The following is a 20,216-nucleotide window of genomic DNA, read 5'->3' on the forward strand; positions in this document are numbered from 1 at the left end:
CCGCGAAGCGCGCGGCGGCGGTTGCCTTCCGGGTATTCGTTGGCGATTCTCGCGCACAGGATCCGGTACCGGCTCAACTCCTGATAGGCGGGGGCGGGGCCGAGGCGGACAGGGGAGTACGCTGCTGGAAGACGCGTTGTCTGAACGTTGCGCGAAACCTCAGGCAACGGTGGACTTGCGGACGATCAATCGCGGTTCCAGGCGCAGGGTTTGCGGTGCGGCGCCGGCCCCTGCGCTCAGATCAAGAACGCGTTTCGCCGCCAACTCCCCCAGCCGATGACTGCTCTGGTCGACGGAGGTCAGCGGCACCCGCAGATATTCGGCATATCGCAGATTGCCGCAGCCGATGAAGGCGATGTCCTGGGGAATGCGCAGACCCGCCTGCATCGCAGCCTCCATGGCGCCGATGGCGGACAGATCATTGTAGCAGAACACGGCGTCCGGCGGTTCGCGCAGCGACAGCAATTCCTGCATGGCATGGTAGCCGGTGGCATCGCCGCTTTCTTCAAAGCCGTCGCGCATCACCACATAGGCTTCGGCAAGGTCGACACCCGCCGCGGCCAGCGCGCGCTGGAAGCCCTGGAGCCGGTCCGCCGTCGGGCTGATGCCGCGCCCGCCGATATGGGCGATCCGTCGGCGGCCGATGCCGACCAGATGGCGCCCCGCCAGTTCACCGACCATCAGGTCGTTGGTGCCGACGAAATCCATCGGCAAATCGAGGAAATGACGATCGACGAGCAGCACCGGCGTGCTCGCTTCCGCCAGCGCCGGAGAGGGATGCGTTGCCGGGCGGCACGATGCCACCAGCAGGACATCGACACCGCGTGCCAGCAGCGTCTTGATTTCCTGTTCTTCGATCTCCGGATCTTCTTCGGAAGAGGCCAGCACCAGCACCAACCCTTCCGACCGCAGCGCCCCGGCCAGCGACCGGGCGAACTCGCCGAAAAAGGGATGGATCAGATCCGGCACGACCAGCCCGACCGCCTGGGACCGTCCACCCGCCAGCGCCCGCGCCAGCATATTGGGCTGATAGTTCAGCTCGCGCATCCGCTTCAGCACGCGCTCGCGGGTCTTGTCGCTGATATCGGTCTGGCCGCGCAAGACCTTCGAAACGGTGACCGTCGAAACGCCGAGATCGCGGGCTATGTCTTTGAGCGTGACCGCCATGGGGGAGCTTTTCAAACGCGTTGGAACCGTTGGGGGCTCTATGCACACACGCCCCCAACGGCGTCCAGTCAGGCGCCTAGTTGAAGCGTGTGCGTGTCCACAATGCCCAGCAGCCCGCCGCCAGCGTCGCCAGCAACAGGGCACAAAGCACGGCAACCCATTCCCATTGCATCGCCAGCGGCGGTACGGCTGCCGCCGCGCCCAGCCAGACGAACAGCGAGACGGCGGCGGCGACGATCGCCCAGTCCCACCAGCGCCGTTCGCCAGACTGCTTGGCGGTCCCGCCATGCTGGGCGCTCAGCGCATCGCCATAGTCAAGGCCATAGCGGTCGCATTCGCGGCGCAAGGCGGCATCCCGGCTGCCCATCTCCGCCGCGCCCGCGGCCGCCGTGCTGATCGCCAGCGCGCCCAGGATCATGAGCAGCGACCCGCCGACGACCAGCCCGATATGGGCGCTGTCGGCCGTCGCCAGCTCGCCGAATACCAGCGCGCCCCAGGCCAGTCCCCAGAGCTGATTGGTATTGGACAGCGGAATGCCCCGGCTGATGCCGAGATATTTGGTGGCATATTGCTGGAACAGGTCGCCGATCACCCACACAAAGCCGCCGAGAAACAGCCAGAACAGCACCTCGCGATGGTGCAGCAGCTGCAGGGCGGAGGAATTCGGGCCGCCGTCGAAGCACCAGGTCAGCGCCAGCATCGTGCCCAGCTCGCCGATCGTGAAGATGGTGACGAACGACAGCGGGCTCATGCCGCTCAGATAGGCTTTGCGATAGGGGACATACATGGTGCCCCACATCAGGCTGGCACCGGCGGCCGCAGCCAGGCCCCGCGCGGCGTGCGGCGATGCCCCGGCATCGTGCAGCGTGCTGAAGCCCAGCATGATGGCAGCGGCGATGATCGCCAGCGTACCGAGCACCACCTTGCCGATGGTGCGCGCGCCGGCACCGCGCATCTCCCGGAACAGCAGCCAGCCCCATAACAGCCCGACCAGCGAATTGGTGTTCCACAGCGGAAAGGCGGTGGCGAGGCCCACATCCCGAATGGCGAAGACGGTCAGCGTGTTCGCAACCGCCCAGAGTGCGCCCGCCAGCAGCCCCCAGAGGATCAAATGCGGCTTGGACGCGATGTCCGAAAACACGAAACCCGTGCCCTTCATCAGCGTCGGGAAGGTCCAGCGCGCCGCAAAAACGCCCGCCACCATGCACAGCGATATGGCGAAGGGCGAAAACCCCGCCGTCACCAATTTGGTCGGCGCTTCCGCGGCGCCAAGCCAGGCGCCGGCGGCCAGGCCGCACAATACGCCCAGCATATGTTGCGGATTGGCCGATGCCGCAGCCGTGTTCTGTGAAGACGCCATGATGGCGCTCCTTTCTTTCCTGGGAGTGTATGCGCCTTCGGGGAGGCGTGTTTTAGTTGAGGATCGCAAGAAGAAGGATGCCGCCGGCAAGAACCAGCGCGGGAATCCAGAACTGAATATCCGTTAGAACTGCGCGCACCATGGACGCACGTATCGCGTGCCGTTCGTTCATCCGCATCCTCGTTTCCTATGGGCTCGCCCTTCTCTCTGCGGGAAGGTTTGGAGCAGGGCTGGAGCGTTACCCATAACGTTGGAGGTGTCAAGGCGCCCTTGCCAGCGGAGCAAAGCACTTGTTGAGCTTTGGCGCGACTTGCGATACGCCGTTACGTAAGCGATAACGCTGGCAGAACAGCAAGACGAGAGGATGTAGATCGATGGGTGCAACCGCGACACAGGCTGTCGATGAAGGCCGCTACAAGGAAGGCAAGGCCGAGGACGCGTTTCGCCAGTATGACGCCGCCGCCGTTCCGGGCGTCGCGCAGTTTTATCGCAACAATCATGAGCAGATGACCGTCGACTATGTGCTGCGCAAGGAAGCCGAATATTTCGGCCTGACGCGGGGACAGAAGTCGATCTGGGAGGCCGCCGAATTTCTGAATGCGCTGGTCGACGAGAGCGATCCGGACACCGATCTGTCGCAGACCGATCACCTGTTGCAGACGTCGGAGGCGATGCGCCGCGACGGACAGCCGCGCTGGATGATCCTGACGGGCTTCCTGCACGATCTGGGCAAATGCCTGTGCCTGTGGGGCGAGCCGCAATGGGGCGTGGTCGGCGATACCTATCCCGTGGGCTGCGCCTGGTCGGAGCATATTGTCTTCCACGAATATTTCGCCGGCAACCCGGATCGCAACGTACCGGAATACCAGACGAAATATGGTATCTACGAACCCAATTGCGGCCTTGAGAAGGTGCATATGTCGTTCGGCCACGATGGCTATATCGCCGAGGTGATGAAGCCCTATCTGCCGGATGAAGCGCTGTACATGCTCCGCTTCCATTCCTTCTATCCGTGGCACAAGCATGGCGCCTATGATCATTTGTGCAATGACAAGGATCGCGCCATGCTGAAGTGGGTGCTGGAGTTCAACAAGTACGACCTGTACTCGAAAGGTCATGCCAAGCCGGACCTGGCCCAGCTGAAGCCCTATTATGATGATCTGTTTGCCGAGTTCCTGCCTGCGCAGCTCGCCTGGTAGAAACCTTGTCGAGGAGCGTCCTGCGGACAACTGTGATGATCTGGCGCGGGCGATAGGCTGTCGTTTACGGATCAGGGCGTTGAGGGGTGTCACCCGACAGGGGTATCGATCGCCGATAGGATCGCCGAGTGGATGCCGATCCGGGCTTCGGCGATGCGCTTGTTGTCGCGGGTGGGGTTCACCCGGTTCGTCAGCAGCACGATGAAGGCGTGGCGACGCCGGTCGATGTAGAGCGAGGTGCCGGTGAAGCCGGTATGGATCAACGCGTCCGGGGATGCGCGCGGACCGGCGAAGCTGCCCGACGCCTCCGTCATGTCCCATCCAAGCGCGCGCGACGTTCCCGGCGGTTCGGACTGGCGGGTGGTGAAGGCGGCGATGCTGGCGGGTTTCAGCAGTCCCCTGCCATGGTGCAGATAGAGTTCGGCGAGCTTTGCGAGATCCCGTGCGGTCGAGAAGAGGCCGGCATGTCCGGCGACCCCGCCCAGCACATAGGCATTTTCGTCATGCACCACCCCCCGCACCAGCCGGTGGCGGAACATGTCGTCCTGCTCGGTCGGCGGAATCCTGGCGAACTGGCTTGCCGGCGGGTTGAACCCGGTATCCTTCATGTTGAGCGGCGCGAAGGCGTTGTCGTGCAGGAAGCGGTCCAGCGGCTGGCCTGAGAGGCGCTCGACGATCTCGCCCATCAGGATCATGTTCTCGTCGCGATACTGATAGCGCGAACCGGGTTTCCACGCGACCGGCATGTGATCGATCAGGGCGAGCAGCTCCTGCCGGTTGCGGCTGTGCTGCCAGAGGAGATCGGTGGTGAACAGGCCGGAGCTGTGGCTGAGCAGGTGGCGGACGGTGATCCGCGCATGTCCGGGCGTGCCGGCAAAGGCCGGGAGATAGGCGATCACCGGCCGGTCCAGGTCCAGCAGCCCGCGGTTGTAGAGAAGCTCGGCGGCGGTGGTGGTGCCGACCACCTTGGTGAGCGAGGCGAGATCGAAGATCGCGTCGCGGGGCATGGGGGGCGCATCCGGTGCGGACGACAGCTTCCCGAAGCTCCGCAGCGCCACCCGCCGCCCGTGCATACCGATCGCGACGACAGCCCCTGGAAAGGCCTTACCCACCCAGGAGTCGATCTCGTCAAAGGCGGCGGCGAACCGCAGGTCGCGCGCCGTGGCGGCGGCCGCACGCCCGGCGCGGCCGGCGAACAGCGGCGCGACGGCCATCGCCTGCACAAAGCGCCGCCGTCCGATCCTCATGGGTGAAGCTCCGTGACGTGGCGAACATGCGCGTCCACCGCCTGACGGCTGAACGGAAACGGCCGCGCCTGGCCGGCCAGCCATGGCGCATAGCTGTCGCGATAATGCGGGGAACGGGGATCGATCGACTGGCCGGGCAGAGCGAGGACGCGGCTGGCATCCCAATTGCCGACATCGCAGACGACCAGGAAACTCGCGCCGTGGCTGACGGTGCAGTCGCGGGCGGCGACATAGCCGCGCGCCATCACGGTGAAGCCGTCGCCGCCCGAACGGCCGCCCTCGATCGCGGGCAGCGCCGCGGCGATTGCGGGGCGGCTCGACAGTGGGTGGCGGAGGACGACGCGGTGGGCATCGCCCCAGCGCCAATCCGCCGGATCGGCACCGAATGTGCGCAGCGCCGCCTCCCAGGCCCGCCCGAGCGACGCCGCCAGCAGCGCATCGCGCGCCGCTTCCGGCTGGGCCCCAAGCCGTGCGTCGGGGCGGGTCAGCAGCGCGAGCATCGGCCGCGGATCGATCGACTTGACGAGGTCACGCGCGGCTTCCGGCACGATCGCTTCCAGGCAGGCCTTGCCGAGTTCGATCCACAGCATCTCGAACAGCGCGGCGGGGGCGCTGTCCACCCCCAGCCGGGCGTCCCAGCCGCGCAGCATGGCGGCCGCCTGCGCCGCCGTGCCTTCGAGCCCCCGCGGCAACAGCGGCACCAGCGCCTGCGCGGGCAGCGACAGATCGTCATGCTGCAACGCCACGCTGTCGTTCAGGCCGTGTCTGCCCGGCCTGCCCAGCACCTGCGCGATGCGATCATAGCGATAGGGCGCGTTCCAGGTGAAGCTCGTCACGCGCTTGCCCGGCGACCAGTCCGGCGGAAGGTTGAACTGGTTGGCCGAGGCGAACCAGCCGCTTTCGGGGTTCCGGAGCGACGGCATCTCCGCGGCCGGGAGGATGCCCTGCCAATCGTATTGCCCGTCGCCCGGCACCGGCAACAGCCCGTCATGCCGGGTGCGGACCGGCACATGGCCGAGCAGCCGCCAGCCGATATTGCCGTCGATATCGGCATAATGGAGGTTGGTCGGCGCCACATGCAGCCGCGCCGCCTGGGCGAGCTCGTCCCAGTTCCTGGCGAGGTTGAGCGCGATGATGGCGAAGGTCATGTTGGCGCCGGGACGCAGCGAGACCGAGGCCATCGCGGTGGCGCGGTGACGGGCGGGATCGTGCAGCAGGACCGGGCCGTGTTCGGCGGTGCGGACCGTCACCACCACATCTGCGGCGTCCTTCACACGGATCACTTCGGTCACCGTTGCGAACCGCTTCCATTGGCCCTGGTGGCGGTAGCATTCGGGATCGTCGGGCTTCAGTTCCAGGACGTACAGATCTTCCTGATCGATATGCGAATTGGTCCGTCCGAAAGCGTAATAGTCGGTATGGCCCTGCATGATGCCGGGCATCCCCGGGCTGCCGGCACCGATCACGTCGAAGCCGGGCGCGGTCAGATGGGCGAGGTGGCGGGGCGAAAAGCCGCCGATGCCGAGATGCGGATCATTGGCGAGGATCGGGCGACCGGTGGCGGAACGCGCTGCCGAGATCGTCCAGGCGTTGCTGCCATGGGCTTCGCGATCGAGCCGATCATAGACCGGATCGTAATAGGCAAGCACCGCATCGCTCCAGGGCAGGGGACCTTCGGTTTCGCCGAGGATGCCCAGATCGGCCTTCGACACGGCCGCGAGATCGAGACCCTCGGGCAGCCGGGGCTTCCAATCCCAGGCCAGCGGCGCGATCAGCGCGTCGAGATCCAGCAATCCGCGCGCGGCCAGCTGGGCGCGGCGGACCTCGTCGGCGGTGCTGCCCATATCGCCGCTGCGGATGCGAACCAGATCGGCAATGTGCCAGTGCAGCGGCCGCAGCTGCAGCACGCCATATTCGGGTGGCAGCAACGACGGGTCTGCTTCCAGCTCGGCGATGCGGGCGTTGATCCCGTCGACATAGGCACGGGCACAGGCTGCGACGTCGGCAGGCAGGCTGGCCAGCTCCGCGTCGACATCGCCGCGATAGAGGCGCAGGCGGGCGGCATGATCATGGGGGACAAAGCGGGCGCCGAACGCTTCCGCCAGCCGGCCGAGATCACGTCGCAGCTGAAGGTCGATCTGGAACAGCCGATCGCGGGCGACGACATAGCCCTGCCCGAAATAGGCATCGGGAATGGAGGACGCCCGGATATGCGGCACCCCCCATGCGTCGTCGGCGATGGTCACGGGGCCCCGTATGCCCATGGCGTTCACCCTCCTCGCAGGCTTGGTACGCCCAATCCGCGCCATCGCCGTGCTGCCCCATCCGGCACAGGCGATCGCCGCACAGGATTGGAGGAGGGCGCGGCGGGGATGGATCACGCGCAGCCCCACAGAGGCGCCATCCCCGCCCTGGCTGCTCACCGCATCTCGAACCGGACGCCGACGCGGAAGGCGCGCCCCAGCAGGTCCGAATAGGTGCTGTTCGCTGCCAGCCCGGTTTCGGGCAGCAGGATCGGATCGCGATCGAGCAGGTTGGTGACGTTCAGGAACACCTCGCCGCGCATGCGATCGCCCTGCGTGATCTTGGCGGTCAGGTTCAGATCGACATAGGCCGCACCCGAAATGTGGTTGTTGTCGATCGTCGGGAACTGCGAGACCGTCGCGGCGGGGCGCCCGACCGGGCAATTTCCGTTGCAGACGATATAGTTGTTACCATAGGTGCCGCTGCTCACGCCGCGTACGGTGCCGGTGACCGAGAAGTGATCGGTCTCGTAGCTGGCGTTGACGCGATAGATCCACTTGGGCGGGCTGATCCCGCTCAGCTGGCCGACGGCATCGACGGGCACCACGTTCGGCACGCCGCTGTCGGTGATGTTGTGGATGTAGCGGGTCGCCAGGCCGTGCAAGGTGATGGCGCCGGGCGCTTTGCCGAAGATCTGGTCGAGCGCGACGCGGTAGCCCGCATCGAAATCGATGCCACGTACCCATTGGCGGGCGAAGTTGAACGGGCTGGCCTTGAAGAACAACTCGCGATCGCCCGTCGGATCGGGACCATAGGCGTTGCAGAACTCTTTCCGCCCTTCATAGCAGCGGTTGATGATGTCCTGCGCGAAGAACTGGCCGATCGCATCCTTCAGCTTGATGTCGAACCCGTCGACTGAGGCCGAGAAGCCGCGCAGGAAGCGGGGCTGGAGCACGACGCCGATATTGACCGAGTCCGCCTTTTCCGGACGGAGATTGGGGTTGCCGGTGGTCAGTTCGCGGAAGGTGACGGTGGTACGCCCGGTCGCCGGGTCGGTCAGCGTATTGGTGCGCGAGGTGCCCGACTGGAACAGCTCGCTGAGGTTGGGCGCGCGGATGTCGCGCGAGCGGGTGGCGCGGAAGCGGATATCCTCGATCGGCTGCCAGGTGGCGCCGACCTTCCACGTCGTGACATAGCCCGAGGTGGAATAATCGGTCGCACGGACCGCGCCGTTGAACTCGATGCCCAGCCCGAGCGGGACGACGGTTTCGAGATAGGCTTCCTTGACGTTGTAGCTGCCGAAGGTGGGCAGGAAGTTGCCGACCGACCAGCCGGTCTGGAAGTCGGTAGGCACGAAGCCGGAAACCGATTCCTTGCGATATTCGCCACCCACCGCGATGCTGACGTCGCCCGCCCAGGTCGCGAACGGCGTCAGCGAGAGGTTGGCGCCCACGACCGTCTGCTTCAGCTTCTGGTCGCGATAGGGATCGCCGAGCACATAGTCGATCGCGGCGGGGTTGGTCACGCCGAGGCCCAGCCGGTTGAGCGGCACACACCCATTGGTCGGTGCGGTGAGCGACGAGCGGCACACCGTCGTCCCCGCCGGCACGCCGAGCGCGTTGCCTGCAGGCGCTGCGACGGCATCGGTCGCGTTGGCCATGCGGGTGGTGTTCATGATGTCGCGCAACTGCTCGTGCGCATTGGTCTCGCCATATTGGGCATAGGCGTTCCACACCGCCTTCTTGCCGAACGCCTGGAACTCGCCCTCCGCGCCGATCGCGTAACGCTGCACATCGCGGGTGCTGTTGTTCTTGCGATAGGGCAGGTCGACGGCGGTGGTGCCGATCGTCACCGAGGTGACGGCGGTGCGCTCCGCCGGGGTGATGAGCCCGGCCGAAACGGCGTTGGCCAGGGCGGTCTGCAAATAGGGATTGGCGGCGCTGAGCGTGGTGCTGGTGGTCAATTGCGGGCCGGCGTTGAACAGCGTCTTCTGCCAGTTGTACGATGCCTCGGCGAAGATCGACACGCCGCTCGCGACGTCGTAGCTCACGCGGCCGAACACGCCGCGGCGATCGTCGTCGGCGTCGAGGCCGATGTTGCGGCCCTGATCGTTCAGCTGCCAGTCGCCGCCCTGGGTGAGCGACGGAGCGGTGGCACCGCCAAGGGCAGGGAAGGTGAGGGCGCCATATTGGAACTGGCGCGCGGCACCGCCATTGCCGAAATAGATGCCACGCAGCCGGTTGGCCACGCCACCGCTGGAATTGAGGATGATCCCGCCCGGGGTCGCGTTGGCGACGCCCACCGGCTGCCGGATCAGATATTGCGGCTGGCCGTTGGTGTTGGTGTAATTCGGGTTGGTGATGCGCACCCGCCCGCGCGCATTCCAATCGCGGTCGACCTGGAAGATGCCGTCGCGGTGCGCCCACTCGCCGCTCAGCAGGACATGGCCGCGATCGTCGCTGCCGAAGGCGGTGCCGGCGGCGAGGCTGAACGAATAGTTGGCGCCGTCACCGCGCCCGGTGATGCCGCTGTCGGCGCTGGCCTTGATGCCGGTATATTTCTTGTCGAGCACGAAGTTGACGACGCCTGCCACGGCGTCCGAACCATAGGCGGCCGAAGCGCCGCCGGTGACGATCTCGACGCTCTTCACCAACGCCTGCGGGAAGGTGTTGACGTCGACCAGCCCGGTTACGGACGATCCTACCGTCCGTCGACCGTCGAGCAGCACCAGCGTGCGAATCTCGCCCAGCCCGCGCAGGTTGAGTGCGTTGATGCCGGCGAGGCCGGAGCTGATCGCCAGCCGCGAATTGGAGGGTCGGGTGGAGCCTGCCAGTGCGGGCAACTGGTTGACGAAATCGGCGATGTTGTTGGTCGGGGACGTGTTGCGGATATCCTCCTGCGTCGCCACCGTCAGCGGCGTCGGCGATTGGAAGCCGTTGCGCACGATGCGTGTCCCGGTGACGATCAGGTCGTCGGGGGAGACGCTCTCCGCTTCGCTGCGCGCCTGGGCTGCCTCGGTGCCGACGGATGTCTCGGTCTGGGCGAAAGCCGGCGCTGCCAGCGCCATCGACAAGGCGGTCAGCCCCGTCCCGGCTGAAAGTAGCCGGCGCCATGATCCGTCGGTCATCTGCAATCCCCCTTCATATATGCGCCTGGAGCGTGATTTCCCTGCGGACGGTCATGTTCTTGTCGCTGATCCGTGCTGTAGGCGATGGTGCCGGGCGAATGCGCGCCAGGTCAAGGCTCCCGCGACAATCGATCGTTGGGTATGCCATAGCCTTGGATTATGGTGCGATTGCGCTGGCGTTGCGCCGCCTTATGCTCCCCTCCACGCGCCACGCCGCCCCTTCGAGGAGCATCGCGCCGCGTGGCTGGCACGAGGGGACATCATGGTCGATCGCCGCAGCTTCCTGTTCGGCGCCACCGCGTTCGGCGCGGTCGGCACTGCGCGCGCGCAGGCGTGGCCGGTCGAGGTGCCTTCCCACGCGACCGTTGCAGGGCTGTCGCAGCCGATCGAGATCGTCGACGACCGCTGGGGCGTGCCGCACATCCGCGCCGCGACCAAGGCGGATGCCTTTTTCGGCCAGGGCTATGTCGTCGCGCGCGACCGGCTGTTTCAGATCGATTTCGGGCATCGCCGTGCCATGGGGCGGATGGCGGAAGTGTTCGGTGCCGATTTCGCCGAACATGATGCCGCTGCGCAGCTGTTCCATTATCGCGGCGATCTGGATGCGGAACTGGCCCGCATTCCGCGACCGGTGCTGGAATGCGTGCGGGGCTATGTCGCGGGGATCAATGCGCGCATCGCGGAGGTGGAGGGCGATCCGACGCTGTTGCCGCTGGAATACCGCATCCTGGGCGTGCTGCCGCTGCGCTGGGAGGTGCGCGACCTGGTGCTGGCGCGTGGCGGTTCGGTCGGCAATGTCGACGACGAGATCCGCCGCGCCCGGCTGGCGGCGATGGACCTGCTCGCGCTGGACCGGCTGGTCGCGCCGCTGCGCCCCGCCATCGCGATGACGGTGCCGGAGGGGCTGGATGCCGCGCAGGTGCGCGAGGCGGATATGGGCGTGCTGCGGCTGGGGCCGCTCCCGTTCGGCCGCGAGACCCCGACCCAGGACCCGGACGAGCTGCTCAGCGCCACCAATGCCGGATCGAACGCCTGGACGGTGGCCGGCAGCCGCACCGCCACCGGCCGCCCGATCCTGGCCAACGATCCGCATCTGGGCATCGGCGGGTTCGGGCCGCGCCATGTTGCCCATCTCACCGCCCCCGGCCTGGACGTGATCGGCGGCGGCGCGCCGGGGCTGGCAGGGATCATGCAGGGGCATACCGATCGCTTCGCCTTCGGCCGCACCAATTTCCACATCGACCAGGAAGACCTGTTCGTGCTGGAGCTCGATCCCCAGGACCCCGAACGCTACCGCCATGACGGCGGCTGGAAGCGCTTCACGCGCGTAGAGATCGATATTCCGGTAAAGGATGCCCCGCCGCACCGGGCGGTGCTGCGCTATGCCGTGCAGGGGCCGGTGGTGTCGCACGACCCCGGCCGGTTGCGCGCGACGGCGCTCGCCTCGGTAGGGATGCAGCCGGGCGGGTCGGGCGCCTTTTCGATGGTGGCGATCAACCTCGCACAGGATTGGGCCAGCCTGCGTGAGGCATTCAAGCTGCACCCGGCACCGACCAATTTCCATTATGCCGATGTGCGCGGACATCACGGTCGGCAGGTGATCGGCTTCTGGCCGCAGCGCAAGCGCGGCAACGGCCTGCTGCCGGTTCCAGGCGATGGCCGCTATGACTGGGTGGGGATGCGCGACTTCCGCGCCTTGCCCAGCGACTATGATCCGCCCGCGGGCTGGTTCGCCTCGGCCAACCAGAACAACCTGCCGCCCGGCTGGCCCGCCGCGCGGAGCCCGGCCTATTCGTTCCGCGACTCCGCCCGCTACGATCGGATCGCACAGGTCTTGTCGAAGCAGACCCGCCACAGCATCGCCGACAGCATCGCGCTTCAGCACGACACGCTGTCGCTGCTGGCCCAGCGCTTCCAGGCGATGCTGCCGCGCCAGCCATCGCCCGGAGCCGCCGCCGCCACGGCGATGCTGGCCCGCTGGGACGCCCGGATCGACGGGGCGAGCGGCGCGGCGGCGCTCTACGAGATCGTGCTGCGCCAGCTCAACGCACAGATGCTCGCCGCGTTGGTGCCGGAAGGGGCGCGCAGCCTGATCCCGGCGATCGAGCCGCCCGAGCTGCTCCGTGTCGCCGCCGAGCGGCCGGACCTGGTCGACGCGTCGCTCGCCGCCAGCTGGACGGAAGCGACGAAGCTGCTGGGCAGCGATCCCGCGGCATGGCGGTGGGACGCGCTCCACCGCGTCCGCATCGCCCATCCGCTGGCCCGCATCCCGGCGATCGCGGCGGCCTTTCCGCCGATCGAGGCGGGCGGCTCCGGCGGCGACAGCTTCACGGTGATGGCGCGCTGGCTGGGCAACGGGCCGGACTGGCGTGTCGGCGGCGGCGCGAGCTATCTCGAAGTGATCGATGTCGGCGACTGGGATCGTTCGGTGATGCTCAACCTGCCGGGCCAGTCCAACGATCCGCGCTCCCTCCATGCCCGCGACCAGACAATTCCCTGGATCGCCGGCACGATGCAGCCCATGCCGTTCAGCCGCGCCGCCGTGGATGCGGCGGCCGCCCGTACCACGCATCTCCACCCCGAAAGGAGCCCGCGATGAAGCGCCTTGTCCTGACTGCCCTGGTCTGGTGTGCCGCCACGGCGGCGAGTGCACCGCGCGTCGATGTCGTGATCCGGGGCGGCACCATCTATACGGGGGCGGAGGCGCCGCCCTTTGTCGGCGATGTCGAGCTGGAAGGCGATCGCATCGTCTATGTCGGCCGTGCGCGCGGGACGACGGCGGGCACGGTGATCGACGCGCGCGGCATGATCGTCGCGCCCGGCCTGATCGACGCGCACACCCATCCGGACAGCTATATCCGTTCGCCCGATGCCAAGGCACGGCTCAACCTGCCCTGGCTGGCCCAGGGCGTTTCCACCGTGGTGATCGGCGTCGACGGCTATGGCACGTTCGAGGTCGCCAAGGATGCCCGCGCGCTGGAGGCGAGCGGCATCGGCACCAATGTCGTGCCGTTCGTCGGCTTCGGCGCGATCCGCGAGCATGTGCTGGGGCAGGACGCCCGCGCGCCGACCCCGGCGGAACTGGCGGAGGAAAAGCGCCTTGCCGCCAGCGCGATGTGCGAAGGCGCCTATGGCCTTTCCACCGGCCTGTTCTACCCGCCGCAGAGCTTCGCCAAGACCGACGAAGTGGCCGCCGTCGCCAGCGAATCCGGCAAGCGCGGCGGCATGTACGACACCCATCAGCGCGACGAATCCAACTATTCGATCGGCCTGCTCGCTTCGACCCGGGAGGCGATCGAAATCGGCCGCATCGCCGGCACGCCGGTGCATTTCGCCCATCTGAAGGCGCTCGGCGTGCCGGTGCAGGGGCAGGCGCCCGCGCTGATCGCCACGATCGAGGCGGCGCGGCGCGCGGGCCAGACCGTCACCGCCGATCAGTATCCCTGGCTCGCCTCGGGCTCCAGCGTCGATGCCGCGCTGGTGCCGAGCTGGGCGATGGATGGCGGCTACCGGAAGCTGCTCGCCCGCTTCGACGATCCGCCGACGATGGCGCGGCTGAAGACCGAGATGGTGGAGAATCTGCGGCGGCGGGGCGGGGCGGAATCGCTGCTGCTGACCGCGCAGGACCAGCCCTGGACCGGCAAGACGCTGGCGCAGATGGCGCGCCAGTGGCAGCTATCGCCGATCGACGCGGCGATCCGGATCCTGCGCACCCCCGATGCGGCGGGCACCGGCCCGGCGGGCACGGACGTGGCCAGCTTCAACATGATCGATCGCGATGTCGATCTGATCATGCGGCAGCCCTGGGTGGTCACCTCGTCGGACGGATCGAACGGGCACCCGCGCCAATATGCCACCTTCCCACGGCTCTATCGCACCTATGTCGTCGAGCGGAAGGTGATCACCCTCCAGCAGTTCATCCGCCGCTCCACCGGCGCGACGGCGGACATGTATCGCATCCCGCAGCGCGGCTATCTGCGGAAGGGCTATTATGCCGATGTCGTGGTGCTCGATCCCAAGACCTACGCGCCGCGTGCCGATTACCTCCATCCGCGTATCCCCAGCGTCGGCGTGGCGGCGTTGTTCGTCAACGGCCGGCTGGCGCTGTCCGACAGCGCGGCGACGGGCGTCGCGGCGGGGCGGGCGCTGCTGCGGCCCCGGCCCAATGGCTGCGGCCAATAGCCCAGCGTTATAGGCGGCGGTGCGAGCGCGATTGGCAGCGCTGGCCCCGCCGCCCCTATCATGCTCGCATCATGACCATTCCCGCTCCCTACCTCCTCTATCTCGGCCATTCCGATGACGAGATCGGCCTCAAGACCTCGCGCGGCCTGGCTGCCTTTCGCGGCGACGATTGCGTGGGGGAATGGCGGCACGACGATTGCCCCTTCACCCTCGGCCTGCCGCGCATGGACGCCGCCGCCGGCCGCGCCGCCGGTGCGCGCACGCTGGTGCTGGGGATCGCCAATCCGGGCGGGCGCTTTCCCGACTGGATGATCGGCGATGCGCTCACCGCGATCCGCGCCGGGCTGAATATCGCCTGCGGACTGCACCAGCGGCTGCGCGACGTGCCCGAACTGGTCGCGGCAGCGGCGGAGGTGGGCGTCACCCTGTTCGATGTGCGCGATGCGCCCGAAGATTTGCCGGTGGGCAATGGCCGGCGGCGGGCGGGCAATCGGCTGCTCACCGTCGGCACCGATTGCTCGGTCGGCAAGATGTACGCCACCTTGTGCCTGCGCGATGCGCTGCGGGCGCGGGGCGTTGCCGCCGATTTCCGTGCCACCGGCCAGACCGGGATCCTGATCGCCGGGGACGGCGTGCCGCTCGACGCGGTGATCGCCGATTTCATCGCCGGCGCGATCGAGACGCTGGCGCCGGCGCGCGACGATGGTGGCTGGGATCTGATCGAGGGGCAGGGATCGCTGTTCCATCCGGCCTTTGCCGGGGTGTCCACCGGCCTGCTCCACGGCGCGCAGCCGGCGGCGCTGGTGCTGTGCCACGATCCGTTGCGCCCCCATATGCGCGGCCTGCCGCACTTTCCGATGCCGGGGCTGGCCGAATGCCTGGAGGCCAATCTCCGCGTCGCCCGGCTGACCAGCCCGGCGGTGCGCGCGGTCGGCGTGGCGCTCAACACCGCCAAGCTGGACGAGGCAGAGGCCCGTCGGCTGTGCCGCGATACCGAGGATGCGCTGGGCCTGCCCTGCACCGATCCCTATCGCTTCGGTTCGGAACCGATCCTCGACTGCTTGCTGGAGACGCCATGCGCCGCACCCTCGACGCTCGCCACGACCGCTTCCCGCTAAGCAAGCCCTTCCGCATCGCGCGCGGGGTGAAGACCGCCGCCGATGTGGTGACGGTGACGATCGGCCAGGGCAGCGTGGCGGGGCGGGGCGAAGGCGTGCCCTATCCGCGCTATGGCGAGACGATCGAAGCCGCGCTTGCCGAGATCGCGGCGGTACGGCCGCTGATCGAGCAGGGCGCCACCCGCGCCGATATCGCCGTGGCGATGCGGGCCGGGGCCGCGCGCAACGCGGTCGATTGCGCGCTATGGGATCTGGAAGCGCGGCTGGCCGGCGCCAGCGTCGCTGTGCTGGCCGGTATTGCGCCGGTCGATGCGCTGGCCTCGGCGATCACCATCGGCATCGATAGCCCCGAGGCGATGGCGCGCGCCGCGCGGGGGGCGGCGAATGTGCCGCTGCTCAAGATCAAGGTCGATCGCGACGCGGCCGACGAACAGATTGCCGCCGTCCGCGCCGTCGCCCCCGCGCCCCGGCTGATCGTCGATCCCAATGAAAGCTGGCGGGTGGAGGATCTGGCCGACCGGCTGCCGATGCTGCGAGCCCACCGGGTCGATCTGCTCGAACAGCCGGTGCCGGCGGGCGAGGATGCGGGGCTGGCGGCGCTGGCCGGCGCGATCCCGATCTGCGCCGACGAGGCGCTGCATATCCGTGCCGACCTCGATCGGCTTGCCGGCCTGTACAGCCATGTCAACGTCAAGCTCGACAAGACCGGCGGCTTGACCGAAGCTCTGGCGCTTGCGGCAGAAGCGAAGGCGCGGGGGTTCGGACTGATGGTGGGCTGCATGGTGTGTTCGTCGCTGGGGATCGCCCCGGCGATGCTGGTCGCGGGCGGAGCGGCGTTCGTCGATCTCGACGGACCGCTCTGGCTGGCCGAGGACCGGGTGGGCGGCGCGCGCGATGATGGAGGCATCCTCGCCGCGCCCGCACCGGGCTTTTGGGGGACGCCGGCTTGCGCCTGATCCGCGGCTGGTTCGCCATTCCGCTGTGGAAGCGCGTGGTCGGCGGGTTGCTGCTGGGCGTCGCGATCGGCCTGTTCTGGCCCGAGGCGGCGGGCGCGATCGGGCTGGTCGGCGCGTTGTTCGTCCGGTTGATCAAGATGCTGGTGGTGCCTGTGGTGCTGATCACCATTGCTGCAGGCATCGCGACGCTGGGCGATCCGCGACGGCTGGGGCCGATCGGCGGGCGCACCGTCGGGCTGTTCGCCGTCACCACGCTGATCGCGGTATCGATCGGCATGGCGACAGGGCTGCTGCTGCGTCCCGGTGTGGCGATGCCGCTGGGCGGCGTGGTACCGCATCCGCTGGGGCCGCCGGTGCCGCCGTCCGAGCAGTTGCTGGCGATCGTGCCGCTCAACATCTTCGACGCGCTGGTGCGCGGTGACATGCTCGCGATCACTTTCATTGCGGTGTTGCTCGGCAGCGGCAGCGTGCTGGCCGGAGAGGCAGGGAAGCCCGTCGTCGCCCTGCTGCAAGGGCTGTCGGCGGTGCTGCTGCATATCGTTCGCGCAGTGATGGAAGTGACGCCGTTCGGCGTGCTGGCGCTGATCGCCCAGGCGGTGGCGGCGAACGGCGCGGCGGTGTTCGTCCATGTCGGCTGGCTCGCGCTGGGGGTGGTGCTCGCCTCGCTGATCCAGATGCTGGTGGTCCATGCCGCGATGATCGGGCTGGTCGCGCGGCTGCCGGTCTTCCGCTTCTTCCGCGGGATCGTCGATGCGCTGGTCGTCGCCTTCTCGACCGCTTCATCCTCGGCCACCTTGCCGGTAGCGCTGCGGGTGGCGCAGGACAATCTCGGTGTGTCGCGCGGCGTCGCCTCCACCGTGCTCCCGCTCGGCGCGGCGATCGGCAAGGACGGCACCGCCATGTATGTCGGGCTGCTCGGCCAGTTTGCCTTGCAGGCGCTGGGGATCGTGCCCGACGCGACGATGCTCGTCACGATGTTGCTGACCGGCGCACTCGCCGCGTTCGGCACGGCGCCGATCCCGTCCGCCTCCCTGTTCATGCTGGCGGCGATGCTCTCGGCAGTCGGCGTGGGGGCGGAGCAGACTGCGCTGATCGTCGGGCTGGTGTTGCCGTTCGACCGGCTGCTCGACATGACGCGCACCGTGCCGTCCGCTTCGGCCAACCTCGCGGTCGCCACGCTGGTCGCGCGCGGGGAGGGCGAGCTGGATGTGGCGCGCTTTCGCGGGCCGGTGGCCGATTGGGATCGGGAGCGCTAGGCTGCATCCATGAACCTGCGCCATATCGAGATTTTCCACGCCGTATACGTCAACGGTTCGGTCTCCGCCGCTGCCCGCGCGCTCAACGTTTCGCAGCCTTCGGTGTCGAAGACGCTCCGCCATGCCGAGAGCCTGCTCGGGTTCGAGCTGTTCCAGCGCTCCAATGGCCGGCTGCTGCCGACCGAGGATGCCCATGCGCTGTTCGCCGATGTCGCCGATATCCAGGAACGGGTCCGTGCGCTGCGCGAGGCGGGGCGCAATCTGCGGATCGGGGCGGGGACGACGCTGCGCATCTCGGCGCTGCCCAGCCTGGGGCTGGGGGTGCTGCCCGATGCGGTGTCGCGCTTCCTGGCGCGGCGGCCGAACGTGCGCTTCGATCTGCAGACCGTCCACCACGACGATCTGCTCCGCAAACTCTATGAGCGCGAAAGCGACATCGCCATCGCCAGCGAGCCGCCGCGCGGCGTGGCGCTTACCCATAGCTGGCTCGGCGAAGGCGAACTGGTCGTCCTCTACCGCGAGCGCGACATGCCGGACGCGCCGCCGCGGCTGGAACTGTCGCAACTCACCGGGCGGCCGCTGATCTCGCTCAAGGGCAGTGGACCGATCGGCAAGCTGCTGTCGGAGGAGATCGACCGGCTCGGCCTGGTGCTCGACGAAGTGGTGGTGGCGCGGACCTTCTACATTGCCGCGGCGCTGGTGCGGGCGGGCGTGGGGCTGGCGATCGTCGACAATTTCACCGCGGCGGCCTCGATGGTGCCGGGCCTCGCGATGCGGCCGCTGCGCCCGTCGATCACCTTCGACGTGCACGCCATCCATCTGCTCGATCGGCCGCCCTCGATGTTGGCCGCCGAGTTTCTGAGCCTGCTGAGCGAGGAGATCGAGCGTCGATGACGTGGAGCCTGTTGCTGCCCCTGCTGTTGCTGGGCGCGCCCGCCGATGCGCCGCTGCCCCCGGAGGTTGCGGAGGCGCTGGCGAAGGCGCCGCCGGGTACCCGGATCGGTCTGGTCGTGGTCGATTCCCAAGGACGGGAGATCGTCGCGTTGCGGCCGGACGAACGTTTCATTCCTGCCTCGAACACGAAGCTGTTCACCACTGCCGCCGCCTTCGCTACGCTCGACGTGGCAGCCCCCGATGCGGCGGGCGGCGCGACCGTGGCGCTGGAGGGGCGTGGCACGCCGGACGTGGTACTGGCGGGGCATGGCGATGCCCGCCTTTCGTCCGCGCCCGATTGTCACGTCGATTGCCTGGCGGAACTGGCGGCGGCGGTCGCACGGCAGACGCGGGCAGTAGGCGATGTCGTCGGTGACGACAGGGCCTTTGCCGACGAACGCTGGCCGCAGGGCATGAGCTGGAACAACATGGCCGGGCCCTATGGTACCGGAATCTCCGCGCTTACGCTGGACGACAATATCGTCACGCTGACCGTGGCGCCCGGCGCGCCGGGAATGCCCCCGAAAGTGACGGGCGACGGCTATTACCGGATCGACAATGGTGCGACGACCGGCGCCGCGGAAAGCCGCCGGACGCTGGCGGCCGCGCGCCTGCCGGGCAGCGACCTGGTGCGCCTGACGGGCAGCATCGCGGCCGCCAGCGCCCCCTATCCGCTGGCGGTGGGGATAGACGATCCGGCGCATCGGGCGGCGTGGCGGTTCGCGCAGATGCTGCGCGCGGCGGGCGTGAAAGTGAACGGGCGGATCACGGTCCGGCATCGCCCGCCCGGCACCGATGCCGCCCCGACATCGCTGCCGGTGCTCGCGCGGCTGACGCCCGCGCCGCTCGCCGAGGATCTGCGCCAGACCAACAAGATGAGCCAGAATCTCCATGCCGAGCTGTTGCTGCGCCGGCTGGCGCCGGGCGGATCGGTCGGGGCCGGCCAGGCCGTGGTGGATGGGGTGCTCGCCCGCGCGGGCGTGGCAAAGGAAACCTATGAATTTGCCGATGGCGCCGGCATGTCCAGCTACAACCGGGTGACGCCAAGGGCGACGGTGGCCCTGTTGCGCTGGGCGGACAGCCAGCCCTGGGGAACGGCATGGCGCGCCACCTTTCCCGTCGCTGCGACGGATGGGACGCTTGCCCGGCGGTTCATCGGTACGCCGCTGGCGGGTCGGCTATGGGCGAAGACCGGCACGCTCAACGCCGCCAATGCGCTGGCCGGCACCATGACCGCCGCGAGCGGGCGGACGCTGACGTTCGCCGCCTATGCCAACGACATGCCGGGTGGTGCAAGCGCAACGGGGGCGATCGACGCGGCACTCGTTGCGATCGCGGTGGCCAACTGAGCCGGCGATCGCATAACCGGGCGGTAGGCAGGCCATAGCCTTCAGGTATCTGGCCGCGCTGCTGCTCCCCGCGCATAA

14 protein-coding genes are annotated in these 20,216 nt (G+C 68.1%); 8 read left to right on the plus strand and 6 right to left on the minus strand.

Annotated features, from left to right (window positions below):
* Nucleotides 1–159: 159 nt before the first annotated feature.
* The 3 genes from DD559_RS07495 to DD559_RS20265 all read right to left on the minus strand — a co-directional run bounded on the left by DD559_RS07495 (nucleotide 160) and on the right by DD559_RS20265 (nucleotide 2,705).
* Nucleotides 160–1,167, minus strand: coding sequence for a LacI family DNA-binding transcriptional regulator (locus DD559_RS07495; protein ID WP_116468631.1), 1,008 nt, complete (start codon nucleotides 1,165–1,167; stop codon nucleotides 160–162).
* A 76-nt stretch (nucleotides 1,168–1,243) separates the two neighbouring features.
* Nucleotides 1,244–2,527, minus strand: a complete 1,284-nt coding sequence (locus DD559_RS07500) for a GRP family sugar transporter (protein ID WP_116468632.1) — start codon at nucleotides 2,525–2,527, stop codon at nucleotides 1,244–1,246.
* Nucleotides 2,528–2,579: 52 nt separating this feature from the next.
* Nucleotides 2,580–2,705, minus strand: coding sequence for a hypothetical protein (locus tag DD559_RS20265; protein WP_276308175.1), 126 nt, complete (start codon nucleotides 2,703–2,705; stop codon nucleotides 2,580–2,582).
* 196 nt (nucleotides 2,706–2,901) lie between these two features.
* On the opposite strand from DD559_RS20265, the gene DD559_RS07510 reads away from it, so the two are divergent.
* Nucleotides 2,902–3,726 (plus strand): inositol oxygenase family protein, encoded by an 825-nt coding sequence (locus DD559_RS07510; RefSeq protein ID WP_116468633.1) that lies wholly within the window; start codon nucleotides 2,902–2,904, stop codon nucleotides 3,724–3,726.
* An 89-nt stretch (nucleotides 3,727–3,815) separates the two neighbouring features.
* On the opposite strand, the gene DD559_RS07515 is transcribed toward DD559_RS07510, so the two are convergent.
* From DD559_RS07515 to DD559_RS07525, 3 genes are all read right to left on the minus strand, one after another.
* A complete protein-coding gene (locus DD559_RS07515; RefSeq protein ID WP_240610160.1) occupies nucleotides 3,816–4,973 on the minus strand; it encodes a serine hydrolase domain-containing protein in 1,158 nt (385 codons plus the stop codon).
* Nucleotides 4,970–7,237 carry a penicillin acylase family protein gene (locus tag DD559_RS07520; protein WP_240610161.1) on the minus strand — a complete coding sequence of 756 codons (2,268 nt, stop codon included), beginning with the start codon at nucleotides 7,235–7,237 and terminating at the stop codon, nucleotides 4,970–4,972. The genes DD559_RS07515 and DD559_RS07520 overlap by 4 nt, the downstream gene beginning before the upstream one ends.
* 155 nt (nucleotides 7,238–7,392) lie before the next feature.
* Complete coding sequence (locus DD559_RS07525; RefSeq protein ID WP_116468634.1) at nucleotides 7,393–10,344, minus strand: TonB-dependent receptor plug domain-containing protein; 2,952 nt, start codon at nucleotides 10,342–10,344, stop codon at nucleotides 7,393–7,395.
* A 262-nt stretch (nucleotides 10,345–10,606) separates the two neighbouring features.
* Here DD559_RS07525 and DD559_RS07530 point away from each other — a divergent pair, with 262 nt between their 5' ends.
* The 7 genes from DD559_RS07530 (at nucleotide 10,607) to dacB (ending at nucleotide 20,138) form a co-directional block, all read left to right on the plus strand.
* A complete protein-coding gene (locus DD559_RS07530) occupies nucleotides 10,607–12,943 on the plus strand; it encodes a penicillin acylase family protein (protein WP_116468635.1) in 2,337 nt (778 codons plus the stop codon).
* Nucleotides 12,940–14,526, plus strand: a complete 1,587-nt coding sequence (locus tag DD559_RS07535; protein ID WP_116468636.1) for an N-acyl-D-amino-acid deacylase family protein — start codon at nucleotides 12,940–12,942, stop codon at nucleotides 14,524–14,526. The genes DD559_RS07530 and DD559_RS07535 overlap by 4 nt, the downstream gene beginning before the upstream one ends.
* Nucleotides 14,527–14,597: 71 nt before the next feature.
* Entirely contained in the window at nucleotides 14,598–15,644 is a 1,047-nt protein-coding gene (dgcN, locus tag DD559_RS07540; RefSeq protein WP_116468637.1) for an N-acetyltransferase DgcN, read from the plus strand.
* Complete coding sequence (dgcA, locus tag DD559_RS07545) at nucleotides 15,602–16,600, plus strand: N-acetyl-D-Glu racemase DgcA (RefSeq protein WP_116468638.1); 999 nt, start codon at nucleotides 15,602–15,604, stop codon at nucleotides 16,598–16,600. Before dgcN ends, dgcA begins: the two co-directional genes overlap by 43 nt.
* The gene (locus DD559_RS07550) at nucleotides 16,591–17,856 is read left to right on the plus strand and encodes a dicarboxylate/amino acid:cation symporter (protein ID WP_116470781.1); all 1,266 of its coding nucleotides are present in this window, start codon (nucleotides 16,591–16,593) and stop codon (nucleotides 17,854–17,856) included. Before dgcA ends, DD559_RS07550 begins: the two co-directional genes overlap by 10 nt.
* 9 nt (nucleotides 17,857–17,865) lie before the next feature.
* The gene (locus DD559_RS07555) at nucleotides 17,866–18,750 is read left to right on the plus strand and encodes a LysR family transcriptional regulator (RefSeq protein WP_116468639.1); all 885 of its coding nucleotides are present in this window, start codon (nucleotides 17,866–17,868) and stop codon (nucleotides 18,748–18,750) included.
* Nucleotides 18,747–20,138 carry a D-alanyl-D-alanine carboxypeptidase/D-alanyl-D-alanine endopeptidase gene (dacB, locus tag DD559_RS07560; protein ID WP_116468640.1) on the plus strand — a complete coding sequence of 464 codons (1,392 nt, stop codon included), beginning with the start codon at nucleotides 18,747–18,749 and terminating at the stop codon, nucleotides 20,136–20,138. The genes DD559_RS07555 and dacB overlap by 4 nt, the downstream gene beginning before the upstream one ends.
* Nucleotides 20,139–20,216 lie beyond the last annotated feature (78 nt).

Origin of the sequence: Sphingomonas pokkalii (assembly GCF_003096275.1) — a bacterium.
GTDB classification, from domain to species: Bacteria; Pseudomonadota; Alphaproteobacteria; order Sphingomonadales; family Sphingomonadaceae; genus Sphingomonas; species Sphingomonas pokkalii.